This is a genomic window from Agreia sp. VKM Ac-1783 (assembly GCF_900177765.1).
In the GTDB taxonomy this organism is placed as follows: Bacteria; Actinomycetota; Actinomycetes; order Actinomycetales; family Microbacteriaceae; genus Agreia.
In genome coordinates this window covers 787,209-799,379 of sequence record NZ_FXWI01000002.1, presented here as the reverse complement: position 1 = coordinate 799,379, position 12,171 = coordinate 787,209, and the positions used below count along the sequence as shown (strand labels likewise).

Below are 12,171 nucleotides of genomic sequence, written 5' to 3'. Positions count from 1 at the left end.
CTATTCGGCCTTCTCGAGGGTGATGTCGTCTTCGGAGCGCAGTCTCACCCATCCGGTTCGAGGTGAGCCGTCGGCCCTGCCGGCGAGCACGGGCGCCATAACGTCGGCACCCACGAGGTCTCCGAAGTCGAGTCCCGTGAGGCTCTCGATGTCTTCGACCGGAACCTGGTAGCTGAGGTACGGCCCGAGGGGCGGCGGTCCGCCGTCGACGAGGGCCTGCGCGCTGGAGTCGTTGAGATCGATGTCCGTCAGCTGAGACGACTGATCGAGCACGAAGCCGGCCGAACGGAGGGTGGCAGTGCCGGTCTCGTCCGAGGTCCAGACCGCCACCTTCCAGAACGACTGGGGGATGCCCACGCCACGGTACAACGGATCGTTCAGCGCGAGCACCGGGGAGGTGAAGACGCTGATTCGATTGCGGTTCGTCTGGGCGTAAGAGAGCACGTGGTCTTCCAGACCGAGCCACAACTCCTTCGACTGGTTGAACTCGCTCGCCTGAGGGGCTGCGTTCGGGTATGCGAAGGTGTCGAAGTTCGCCTGGGCCGCCGTGGCACGATCTCCCCACACGGGGTCTCTCCGCCGCACCAGATGGCCGCGATCGAGCTCGTTGCGAGCGTAGATCTCCTCTCCGGTCTGCTCGCGGTCGGGAATCCTGTCGTCTATATGCCAGTCGTCACCGCGCGCGATGTCGTCGAGCGAGTCGCCGTCGATGTTCACCCCTGTCGATAGAGCGAGCCGCCTCACCGGGTCGAGAAGCACGGTGAAATGCGTGTAGAGCAGTTCTCGAAACGGGGTTCCTGTGGTCGGTGCGGGCAGAGCGACCGCAACGGCGAGGAAGTCGGATCGGTAGCCCGCACGCTGCGGGGTGATGGCGTCCATCGGCCCAGTCAACCACCTGTGAACCGTCAAAACCGCCGCCCTTTCGACCATCGTCGGAATTCGCCAGACGGGGTGTTCGCCGCGCGCTGCGAGGTCTACCGTGAGCGACATGCACGATGATGCCGATTCTGCTCGTTCTCGCGCCGCGCTGAGTGATCTGCTCGCATCGTGGGTCTCGATTCCTGCCTTCCTCTGCGACCGGCTGTTCACGGTCGTGGTGTCGAACGCCGCGGCCATCGCGTTGAGCCAGGGCTTCACCGAGGGCACCAACCTGGCGCGCTTCGCCTTTCTCGGCCCCGACGTCGACCGCGAACACGCCAGTTGGCAAGAGGCCTCAGCGCAGATGGCGGCGCTGCTTCGCGAATCGCTCGACGAGCACGAGCCCGACAGGGACTTTCACACGATCATCGGAGAGCTCTCGGTGCACAGTCGAGAGTTCTCGGTCGCGTGGGCCGACGAATCGCGCCGAGCGACGAGCAGGGGCGTTGTGCAGTTCGACCACACGCCAGTAGGCCGGATCACCTGTGCCTATTACATGCTCACGGTGCCGGAGAGCGAGGACGATGTGCTGTTCATCTGGCAGCCCGTCGACGATGACTCCCGGGAGCGCCTGGACGAGCTCATCGAGTCACGAATCGGATCCGACTCGGACTGACGTCGGATCACAACGCGAAGTCGATGGGCGATTCTCGATGGGCGTGCCACAGTCGCTCCAGCTTGAGCGCGAGGTGAAGACTGCTGCGGGCGGATCCGTCGTGAAGGGCGTCGCGAACCGCCTCGGGAGCCTTGTCGAGTCGGTAATAGAGAGTGGTGCGGTGGATGTGCAACCGAGCGCAGGCATCGGCGATGCGGCCGGCCACGTCGAGGTAGACCTCGACCGTCTGTCGATAGATCGAGTTCGCCGGTTCAAGCAGCACATCGGCCGCGGGGGAGATGTCGCGCACCCGCACGGATCCGGGCGTGATGCGGCTCAGCATGATCCACGGGCCGAGCTGATTGTGCCAGCCCATGTGACCGAGCTCTGGCAGCGCAGCCAGGATGCTTGCGGCGCGGTGGGCGCGCTCGGCCACGGGCGCGAGGTCGTAGTCGGAATGCTCGATGAGGGCTGCCCCGATGCCGAGCACGCGCAGCTCGAACCGGCTCGCGAGTTCGCGGATGCGCTCGTCGAACGTCGTCGTCTCGGGACGGGCGCGCGTGACGAAGTAGAGGCATCCGGATCTCTCGCGCACGAACACGGCCTCTGCGCGAGACGATGCGGCGATGCGTGAGGCCAGCGCTCGTGCGCGGTCGGCACCGGCGCTCGGATCGACGATGACGGCCCACACCGACGAGTGGAAACCCGGATCGATGCGCTGATGCGCCACTGCAGCGCCGAAGGCCTCGTGACGCCGGCCCGGGTCGTCGTCGAGCAGCCGGGATTGGCCGATGCGGTCGTCTGTCAGATGGTAGAGACTCATGGTGGAACGCAGCCCTCTGTCGTCTGGAGCGGGTGATGACCGCGAGTCTATGAGCGCGGGGCGACGCTCCACATGGCCGTGCCACTACCACCCAGAGATCGCCCGGCACGCTTGTCCTTTTGTGCACCATGCTCGGCCCGACACCTACTCACGCTGCGACCTCCATCTCGGCGACACTGAGAGCGGTTGCAGAGGTATTCGCTGAGGTGGAGGACGAACGCATGAGTGTGTCATCGAGTCCATTAGGCCAATTCCTTCGCGCTCGCCGCGAACTGCTGCAGCCCGAAGACGTCGGACTGCCACGCGAAGCCACCCGTCGAGTGCCCGGATTGCGGCGCGAAGAAGTGGCGGCCCGAGCCGACATCAGCCCCGAGTACTACCTCCGTATCGAACAGGGCCGCGACAGGCGCCCGTCGGAGCAGGTCGTTCGTTCGCTCGCAAAGGCACTCCTGCTCGATGACAACGGGTTGAGCTACCTCTCTCGGCTGGCTCGACCGCGTCCGTATCTCCGCGCGGTGAGGGCATCCGTCGGGGTGAGCGAGAGCGTGACCCGTCTGCTCGACCGATGGAAGCAGACGCCCGCTTACGTCACCGACGCGAATCTCGATGTGCTGGCCTCGAACTCCATGGCCCGTCTGATCGCTCCGACCATTCTCGTGCCCGGCACGAATCTGCTCGAGGCGGCCTATGACCAGGTCACCATGACGACGGTCATGCACTCCGCGGGTCAACCGCGCGACGACGAGATGATCCGCGAATACATCGCTGCGCTGCGCTTCAACGGCGACCCTCACGACGCTCGGCTTCAGGATCTCGTGGGCCGACTCTCGACCAGTCACCTCTCGTTTCGTCGCATCTGGGCCGAGTACGACGCGAAACCCCTGAGCGCCGGAGTGAGCACGATGCTCATCGAGCCCTTCGGAGTGGTATCGCTGAATTGGCAGACCCTGGGCATCCCTCTCTCGCCCGGGCAGTTCCTCACGACCTACATGGCTGAACCCGGATCGCGCGCCGTCGCCGTTCTCGACAGCCTGTCGCGCGGGCTGTCGTCAGGCCGTGAGCTCGCGATGGGTGGACTGGAATCGGCGCTGGTACTCGGAGGGCGTGATCGTGAAGCGCGCGACGAACGAGCGTCGTAGCGCCACCGGGGTGGCATAGCCCGACCGTGCGGCGGCATCGGCCACGGACGCTCCGGAGTCGAGGAAAGAGACAGCGAGGTCGAGCCTCATCGACGTGACGTATTCCATCGGCGACATGCCGACCTCGTCGCGCATCACCCGGGTCAGATGTCGCGAACTCACGTTCGCGACCGAGGCGAGAGTGCCCACCGTATAGGGCCGCGACGGGTCTTCGCTGATGTGATCGGTGATGACCGTGATCAGAGGCGTGCGCGGAGGAGGACCTTGCAACGCCGCGGAGAACTGTGACTGGTTGCCGGAGCGCTTCATGTATACGAGGAGCAGTTGCGCTACCGAGCGGGCCACCTCGGGACCGTAGTCGAGCTCGAGCAGGCAGAGTGCCAGGTCGATGCCCGCGGCGACTCCCGCCGACGTGAAGATGTCGCCATCGTGCACGAAGATGGCCTCGGGCTGAACATCGATGTCGGGGTACCTCTCTGCCAGCAGAGACGTGAACTTCCAGTGCGTCGTCGCCGACTTTCCCGCCAGCAGGCCTACGCCGGCGAGGCCGAAGGCTCCGGTGCAGATGCCGGCGATCCGGCTGGATCTCGAGGCGAGTTCGGCCACGGATTCGAGCAGCAGCGGATCGGCGAACACCGTTGCAGCCTTCTCGGTGCCGGGAACGATGAGGGTATCGAGGTATCCTGCATCCGCCACGGACGTCTGAACGCCGACCTGGATTCCCATCGAGGTCATCACGGGCCCGCCGGAGCGCGAGATGGTGACGATCTCGTAACCGGCAGAGCGCTGGTTCGCCTCGAAGAACACTTCGGCGGGGCCGGCGAAGTCGAGCATCTTGACATCGTCGAACAGCAGGATGCCGATCCGAGGCGGTCGGGAAGCGCGGGATGGCCGTGTGGCTGGCATGGTGTCCTGACGTCTACTCGCGCTGCAGTTCTGGAGCGCTGGCTCTATTAAAGCCTATGTCATCAGACATCTGTCGGTTAGACGGCTATTCGGTACCCCCGTTTGATGACCGTCGACACGATCCCCGGCACGGGAAGCGACTGTCTCAGCCGACTGATCGCGACGTCGGTCGCGTGGTCGTCTTGCATGTCGGGCTGTGCCGCCATGAGTTCTGCGCGCGACAAGACGGCCCCTTTTGCGCTCAGCAGCGCGCGGAACAGCGCGAGCGACAGCGGAGCGAGGACGGCCTCGGCGTCGCCGATGCGAACAAGCCTGCCACGCAATTCGATGTCGCCGTGTCTGGTGGAGACGCGCTGGATGCGGTTCTCTTCGAGGTGCTCGCAGACGAGTCGTATAAGCGCGCCCATGCGATAGCGCGGAGGGATGATCGGCTCGATTTCCGCGGCGACAAGAGGAGCGGCGGTCACATGACCGACTGCTGCCGCAACGACCGGGCCCATGAACGCCGCCTGCAGCGCATCGAGGCGGCCGGCTCCGTCTGCGGCGGAGAACAGAGCCTCGACGGCGGGCGCGCTCGTGAAGGTGACGGCGTCGATCGACCCCGCACAGATCGCCTCGACGAGTCGGAGCACACGTGAGGAGTCCGCCGGCAATGACCATCGGTACGGTGCGACGGTCAGCACGGTTGCGCCCGAATCGCGGAGCCGCTGGAGCTGGCCCTCGTCGGTGAACCCGTGAAGCTGAACAGCCACGGTCTTGCCCGCGGCCCCGTCGTGGAGCACATGGTCGACCAGCGACTTCGTGGTCTCCTCGTCGCTCATCCCCGAGTCGTCGAGGCCTGCCGCGCGAACCGCGCCACGAGCCTTAGGGCCGCGGACGAGGATGCGGGTGTGTGCCAGAGTCTCACTCAGCTCGTGTCCGATACCGGCGGCATCGGCGGCTTCGAACCAGCGCCTGACGCCGTACGAGGTGGTAGCCAGCAGCACGTCTGGTCGCGCGGAGATGATCGCCAGTGTGTCCGCGGTCAGCTCGGCGTCGTCATCCGCCGCCGCGATCCGGATGGCGGGAGCATGCATGACATCGGCACCCCGGCGCTCGAACGCCGCGATCAGGTCCTCCGATCGGCGATCGCTGGTCACGCCGATACGAAAGCCACGGAGTTGATCCGGGCGAAATGCTCTGACCAGGGCATCTGCGTCTGAGTCGGTCACGAGCCTCTTTCGTCAGTCGATCGTCAGCTCGGCCGCTGCATCCTGAAGGAAGGTAGCGGCCGTCACATCGAGTTGCTCGCTCAATCGTACGACCTCGCCGAACACCACGACCGCGGGCGAGCCCACCCCCAGGCGCGACGCCAGCGGTGCGATGTCACCGAGAGTGGCCCGGGTCGTTCGCTGACTCGCGGAGAACCCCTTCTCGACGACGGCCACGGGCATGGATGCCGACATGCCCGCCCGTGCGAGGCCGGCGGTGAGGTGCGGCAAGGTTCCCACGCCCATGAGAACGACGATCGTCCCCCCGAGCCCGGCCAGGTGCAGCAGCTCGCTCTCGCTGAGTGGCACGTGACCCGATACGACGGTGAAGAGCTTGGAGATCTCGCGATGCGTGACGGGAATGCCGGCAGCGCCGGGAACGGCGATGGCGCTGGTGACGCCGGATACGACGGTGACCGGAACTCCCGCGCGGCTGCAGGCGAGGACCTCCTCGCCACCCCGGCCGAAGACGAAAGGATCGCCGCCCTTCAGTCGAACGACGGTCTTGCCCGAGAGCGAAGCCTCGACGAGCAACTCCTGAATCTCGGTCTGGTTCACCGCGTGGTGACCGGGAGTCTTGCCCACGTTGACCAGTTCGGCGCCGGGCGCCCACTCCGCCAGACGCGCGATGGGACCGAGGCGGTCGAAGAAGACGACATCTGCCTCGCGGAGCGCGGCGAGAGCAGCGACCGTCAGAAGCTGGCCGTCCCCGGGCCCGCCACCGACGAGCGTCACGCGGCCGATCGGGAGCGTGGGGCTCGGAGGCTCCGTCGTGAGCCAGATGCGGGCCTCACGCGTCGCGCGTTCCAGCGCCTCGGTGGTCGCAGGAACGACTCCGACGGAGATCACGAGGTCGACCGATGACACGAGTGTCTTCCATTCGAGCCGGTTGCTCGGCACGATGACACGAACGACGGACTCGATCGCGCGCGAGTCCTGGTGCGCACCGTCGTCTGCGAGATAGACACGGGCACCGGATGCGACGCAGCGCGCGATCGTGTGGCGCGCCTGCCGAGCGTGCCCGACGACGAGCACACGGCGGCCAGCCAGGTTCACCGAGATGTCCATGGGCCTATTGTTCCCTTCGTACAGGAATGGATGGTCCCGAGACGAGAACTCGTTCCGCGGTCGCGGCCTCGCGCTCGTCGGGTCGGGCCGGCCGTGGTTGATCGCGCTCGGTAACCTGCACCACATTCGGGTCGGGTGTGCGCGGGGCATTCACGAACGAACGGAACCGGCGGAGCCGCTCAGGGTCGTTCAGCGTCGCCGCCCACTCGTCTTCGTAGCTGCCCACGTGCTCGGCCATCGCGGCCTCGAGTTCGTCGGCGAGTCCGAGCGAGTCGCTGCAGACGACGTCGCGAACGTGATCGAGTCCGCCGGGCAGCTCTTCCTGCCAGCGCGCCGTGCGCTGCAGACGGTCGGCGGTGCGGATGTAGTACATCAGGTACCGGTCGATATAGGCGATGAGTGTCTTGTCGTCGAGATCCTGTGCGAGCAGCAGTGCGTGCGCCGGCTGGTAGCCGCCGTTGCCGCCGACGTACAGATTCCATCCCTGCTCGGTGGCGATGATGCCGATGTCCTTACTCCGTGCCTCCGCGCATTCGCGCGCGCACCCTGAGACGCCGAGCTTGAACTTGTGTGGCGACCGCAGGCCTCGATAACGCAACTCGAGCTCGATGGCCATCGCCACGGCATCCTGCACGCCGAAACGGCACCAGGTCGAACCCACGCATGACTTCACGGTGCGCAGCGACTTGCCGTACGCCTGCCCCGACTCGAAGCCCGCGTCGACGAGGATCTTCCAGATGTCGGGGAGCTGCTCGAGGCGTGCCCCGAACATATCGATGCGCAGCCCGCCCGTGAGTTTCGTGTAGAGGTTGAACTGCTCCGCCACCTCGGCGATCACTTTGAGCTTCGCCGGGGTGATCTCGCCGCCGGGAATGCGGGGGACGACCGAGTAGGTGCCGTCTTTCTGCATGTTCGCGAGGGCTCGGTCATTCGTGTCCTGCAGAGCACCGCTGCCGGAGTCGAGGATGTACTTCGAGGTCTGGGTCGCCAGGATCGATGCCATGACGGGCTTGCACACGTCGCAGCCGAGGCCGCGACCGAAGTGCTCCATGATCTGCTCGTAGCTGGTGAGCTGCAGAATGCGCACGGCCTCGAACAGCTCGCTGCGACTGAGGTCGACGTGCTCGCACAGCGCCTTCGAGACCTCGATGCCGGCCTTGGAGAGCTCGGTCTCGAGGATCTTCTTGACCAGGGGCACGCACGATCCGCACTGGGTTCCCGCGCGGGTGCACGCCTTGAGCGGGCCGAGTTCGGTGCACGCGTCGCCGTGGTCGCCACGGATGGCCCCGCGCACGGCGCCGACCGAGACGTTGTTGCACGAGCACAGCTGAACGTCGTCGGGGAGCTCGGCGCTCGCGGGGGCCTCGACGCCGGCCGCAGATAGGTAGGCGCTGGGCTCGCCGGGAAGCTCTCGACCGAGGAGCGGCCTCAGCGCTGTATAGGGCGCCGCGTCTCCGACGAAGATTCCGCCGAGCAGCGTCTTGGCGTCGTTCGAGACCACGATCTTCTGGTACATGCCGCGGGCAGGATCGGCATAGACGACCTCGAGGGCACCATCGGATGCGCCGAGTGCGTCACCGAAGCTCGCCACCTCGACGCCCGACAGCTTGAGTTTCGTGGCGTCGTCGATTCCCGGGAAGGTCGCGGTGCCGCCGTGAATTCGATCGGCCACGACCTCGGCCATGGCATTCGCGGGAGCGACGAGTCCGACACAGACGCCGCCGACGCTCGCGACCTCGCCGATCGCCCAGACGCCGGCGTGCGAGGAACTGCAGTCGTCGCCGATGGCGACGCCGCCGCGTGCGCCGATATCGAGCCCGGCCGCGCGCGCGAGCTCGTCTCGCGGGGTGATGCCGATCGAGAAGACCACGAGATCGGCGCTGATGGCCCGTCCGTCGGTCAGTTCGACACCGAGCACTCGGCCGGACGGGCCCGTGAGCACCTGTGTCGGACGGTTGCCCAGGGCCAGCGTCACGCCCTGCGCCTCGATCAGCCGACCGAGGGCCTGCCCCGCGCCCTCGTCGAGTTGAGCCGACATCAACCACCGGCCCGAGTGCACGATGGTCGAGCGGGCGCCGAGTCGCTGGAGACCACCCGCGGCTTCGAGTCCGAGGAGGCCTCCGCCGACGACCACGACATCGGCGGGCCGGCCGAGCTGTGTCGCGAGCCGCGCGGTCTCCGCGACGAGAAAGTCCACGTCTTCGATGGTTCGGTACACGTAGCCCGACGAGGCTCCGGGGATCGGAGGAACCGTCGCCGCCGACCCCGTCGCGAAGACCAGGTCGTCGTACGACAACAGGCTGCCGTCCGCGAGTTCGACCGAACGCGCGTCGAGGTCGACCCGGCTCGCGGCGACACCGCCTCGGTACGCGATCCCCGGCGAATTCCAGAGCTCCCTGTCGCCGAGGGTCAGATCTTGCGACGACACGAGTCGCCGTGACAGAGCCACACGGTCGTACGGAAGATGCGTCTCGTCGCCGAGAACGGTCACCGTGACGTCGTGCGAGGAGGCCTCGGCTCGACGCGACTGCATCGATTCCGCGAACCGGTGCGCGGCGGGGCCGCCACCGATGACGACGACCCGACGGGGTCGTTCGCCGGAGAAGTTCGGGCTCGTCATGGCTGTGCCTTCCACGTGCGTCATCAGGGGATGCTCGAAGCCTAAGCAGCGCCGATTTCGTCTCGATTGCGCCCACGTAACAGCGTGTGACGCGCGCCTCACCGTTTTGCTCGGCCATGGAGAGGTCTTTGTTACGCGACCGTCACGGCGGCGGTCACAGGGCGAAATCTGCGCCGCCTAGGTTGAGGGCATCCCCGTTCGCGACCGCGCCAGAAAGGCTCGACCTATGACGACCTGGACTCCTGTCTGCCGTCTCGACGACCTCGAGGTTCTCTGGGGCGAGGCCGTGCTCGTCGACGGCGAGCAGTTCGCGCTCTTCCGCCTTCCCGGTGACCGCATCCACGCCGTCTCCAACGAGGATCCCGCCACGGGATCGCAGGTACTCGCGCGGGGCATCGTCGGTTCTCGGGGCGACCGAGTCACCATCGCCTCGCCGCTGCACAAGCAGGTCTACGACCTCGAGACGGGGGAGTGCTACAGCACTCCGGAGTACCGCCTGCCCGTCATCGGGGTGCGAGTCGTCGACGGAGTCGTGGAGATCGGCGGCGTGGCCGCGTGACGACCTCACCTCCTGTTCTGCTCGCGGCATCGCACGGCACAAGCGATCTGTCGGGTCGCCGCGCCGTCGCATCCCTCGTCTCGGCCGTCGCCGAACGTCGGCGCGATCTGACCGTCGTCGGCTCATTCGTCGATGTGCAGCAGCCCGACGTGCCGACGGCGCTCGACACGATCGGCCAGGGCGATCCCGTGGTGATCGTGCCCCTTCTGCTCTCGACTGGCTATCACGTGCACGTCGACCTGGCAGACGCCGCGGCTGACGCGATCCGGTCGTCGACGCCACGGCCGGTCGTCGTGACCTCGGCTCTGGGTCCGGATGCGCGGCTCGCACGCATTCTCTCGGCCAGGCTGGCGGCCGTCGGTCTGCGAGACGACGACAGCGTCGTGCTCGCCGCCGCTGGATCGAGCGATTCCGGCGCGGTCGACGACTGCCGCATCATGGGCTCGCTGCTCGCCGCGGAGCTGGACAGACCGGTGACCGTGGGGTTTCTCTCGGCTGTAGAGCCTCGACTCGAGCAGGCGGTCGCGATGGCGCGCTCGGAGTCGCCCGGCCGCCGCGTGGTCGTCGCGAGCTACCTGCTCGCTCCCGGCTACTTCCAATCCCTGGTGCACAGGGCGGGCGGGGATGTCGTGACGCAGCCGCTGCTGATCGACGGACAGACCCCGCCGCCCGAGCTCGTCGATGTCGTCGTCGACCGCTTCGAGAGCCAATGTGACGAGCATGTTTCCGAGGTCTATCAGGGCCGCAGCGCCCATGCGACGACCTGGTGACCGAACGGTAATCGCTCCGGCCGTCGGCTGAAACACCGCGTGGCTAGCGTCGACAACGACAGCTCGTCCACCCGCCCCTTCGACCATCGGAGAACGTCTTGACCCACACCGAAACACCCTCCGCACCGCTCATCGCCGATACGTCGACGCCTCCCGGGCTCGTGATGCGCCCGGGTCGCTGGATCGACAACTGGAACGCGGAGGACCCTGCCCAATGGGAGGGCGGAGGAAAACGGATCGCCGCGCGCAACCTCAGATGGTCGATCTTCGCCGAGTTTCTCGGCTTCGTCGTCTGGCAGCTCTGGAGCATCGTCGTCGTGTCATTGCCCGCTGTCGGCTTTACCTTCGACACCGGTCAGATCTTCTGGCTCATCTCCATTCCCAGCCTCGTCGGCGCGACCCTCCGTTTTCCCTACAGCTTCATGGTGCCGAAGTTCGGCGGCAGAAACTGGACGATCATCTCGGCAGGCCTGCTCCTGATTCCGGCGACCGGCCTCGCGATCTGTGTCGGGCATCCGGATACGCCGTTCGGCGTCATGCTCCTCGTCGCTGCCTTCGCCGGCCTCGGCGGTGGCAACTTCGCGAGCTCGATGTCGAACATCACGTACTTCTATCCGCAGAGCCAGAAGGGGTGGGCGCTCGGCCTGAACGCTGCCGGGGGCAACCTGGGGGCATCCGTCGCACAACTCGTGGTTCCCATCGCCGTCACCATCGGTGCAGCCGTGACGTTGAATCTGCCGCTGGCCGGATGGATCTGGATTCCCTTCATCCTTCTGGCTATGTGGGGCGCATATCGGCACATGGACAACCTGTCGAGCGCCAAGGCCGATTTCAGCGCCTCGCTCGCCGCTCTGCGAGAGCCTCACCTCTGGATCCTCGCGCTGCTGTACATCGGCACGTTCGGCTCGTTCATCGGGTTCGCCAGTGTGTTCCCCAAGCTCATCGCCGACCAGTTCCCCGACTTCTCGACCTTTGCCGTCGGGTCGGCATCGATCTCGCTCGCCTTCCTCGGCGCGCTGGTGGGCTCGCTCTCCCGGCCTTACGGCGGGCGTCTCGCCGACCGATTCGGCGGCGCCCGGGTGACGATGGCCGCGTTCGCCGTGATGGCACTCGGTGCCCTGGCCGTGACGTGGACGATCGGCATGAACAACTTCTGGATCTTCCTCGGCTGCTTCCTGATTCTCTTCGTCGCGGGCGGCGTGGGCAACGGCTCCACCTACCGGATGATCCCGAGCGTCTTCGCGGCCCGCTCCGGCGTCGCGAACGCGGCGACCAACTCTGGAGACGTGTCGACGCAGCGCAAGACCGCGGCCTCGCTCGGTCTCATCTCTGCGATAGGAGCGTACGGAGGCTTCGTCATCCCACAGATGCTGGGGCTGTCGAAGTCGTCGACGGGCGAGTACACCAGCGCACTGAACATGTTCGTCGTGGCATACGTCGTGTTGATGATCGTCACCGGCGTGGTCTACCTGCGCCGGGGCTCCGCATTCAGCGGCCAGCGCATCTGATCCGAACGACCGAAC

At 66.4% G+C, this 12,171-nt stretch carries 11 protein-coding genes; 5 read left to right on the top strand and 6 right to left on the bottom strand.

Annotation, left to right across the window (positions count from 1 at the left end):
• The gene (locus CCK87_RS08815) at nt 1–879 is read right to left on the bottom strand and encodes a DNA/RNA non-specific endonuclease (protein ID WP_086461010.1); all 879 of its coding nucleotides are present in this window, start codon (nt 877–879) and stop codon (nt 1–3) included.
• A gap of 109 nt (nt 880–988) precedes the next feature.
• On the opposite strand from CCK87_RS08815, the gene CCK87_RS08810 reads away from it, so the two are divergent.
• Nucleotides 989–1,534: a hypothetical protein gene (locus CCK87_RS08810; protein ID WP_170927204.1), complete on the top strand. Its 546-nt coding sequence runs from the start codon at nt 989–991 to the stop codon at nt 1,532–1,534.
• Between the two features lie 7 nt (nt 1,535–1,541).
• On the opposite strand, the gene CCK87_RS08805 is transcribed toward CCK87_RS08810, so the two are convergent.
• Nucleotides 1,542–2,336, bottom strand: coding sequence for a helix-turn-helix domain-containing protein (locus tag CCK87_RS08805; protein ID WP_086461008.1), 795 nt, complete (start codon nt 2,334–2,336; stop codon nt 1,542–1,544).
• A 221-nt stretch (nt 2,337–2,557) separates the two neighbouring features.
• Here CCK87_RS08805 and CCK87_RS08800 point away from each other — a divergent pair, with 221 nt between their 5' ends.
• Nucleotides 2,558–3,475, top strand: coding sequence for a helix-turn-helix transcriptional regulator (locus tag CCK87_RS08800; RefSeq protein ID WP_170927203.1), 918 nt, complete (start codon nt 2,558–2,560; stop codon nt 3,473–3,475).
• Here CCK87_RS08800 and CCK87_RS08795 read toward each other — a convergent pair.
• From CCK87_RS08795 to nirB, 4 genes are all read right to left on the bottom strand, one after another.
• On the bottom strand, nt 3,386–4,381 hold the full coding sequence (locus tag CCK87_RS08795; protein ID WP_086461006.1) for a DJ-1/PfpI family protein: 996 nt from the start codon (nt 4,379–4,381) through the stop codon (nt 3,386–3,388). The two genes, CCK87_RS08800 and CCK87_RS08795, sit on opposite strands and share 90 nt — an antisense overlap.
• A gap of 77 nt (nt 4,382–4,458) precedes the next feature.
• The gene (locus CCK87_RS08790) at nt 4,459–5,592 is read right to left on the bottom strand and encodes a uroporphyrinogen-III synthase (protein WP_086461005.1); all 1,134 of its coding nucleotides are present in this window, start codon (nt 5,590–5,592) and stop codon (nt 4,459–4,461) included.
• Nucleotides 5,593–5,604: 12 nt separating this feature from the next.
• A complete protein-coding gene (cobA, locus tag CCK87_RS08785; RefSeq protein WP_086461004.1) occupies nt 5,605–6,699 on the bottom strand; it encodes a uroporphyrinogen-III C-methyltransferase in 1,095 nt (364 codons plus the stop codon).
• 4 nt (nt 6,700–6,703) lie between these two features.
• On the bottom strand, nt 6,704–9,319 hold the full coding sequence (gene nirB, locus CCK87_RS08780) for a nitrite reductase large subunit NirB (RefSeq protein ID WP_086461255.1): 2,616 nt from the start codon (nt 9,317–9,319) through the stop codon (nt 6,704–6,706).
• A gap of 226 nt (nt 9,320–9,545) precedes the next feature.
• Between nirB and nirD the strand changes: the two genes are divergently transcribed.
• The 3 genes from nirD to CCK87_RS08765 all read left to right on the top strand — a co-directional run bounded on the left by nirD (nt 9,546) and on the right by CCK87_RS08765 (nt 12,156).
• The gene (gene nirD, locus CCK87_RS08775; RefSeq protein WP_086461003.1) at nt 9,546–9,878 is read left to right on the top strand and encodes a nitrite reductase small subunit NirD; all 333 of its coding nucleotides are present in this window, start codon (nt 9,546–9,548) and stop codon (nt 9,876–9,878) included.
• A complete protein-coding gene (locus tag CCK87_RS08770) occupies nt 9,875–10,648 on the top strand; it encodes a CbiX/SirB N-terminal domain-containing protein (RefSeq protein WP_086461002.1) in 774 nt (257 codons plus the stop codon). The genes nirD and CCK87_RS08770 overlap by 4 nt, the downstream gene beginning before the upstream one ends.
• A gap of 164 nt (nt 10,649–10,812) precedes the next feature.
• Complete coding sequence (locus CCK87_RS08765; protein WP_086461254.1) at nt 10,813–12,156, top strand: MFS transporter; 1,344 nt, start codon at nt 10,813–10,815, stop codon at nt 12,154–12,156.
• The last annotated feature ends 15 nt before the right edge of the window (nt 12,157–12,171 follow it).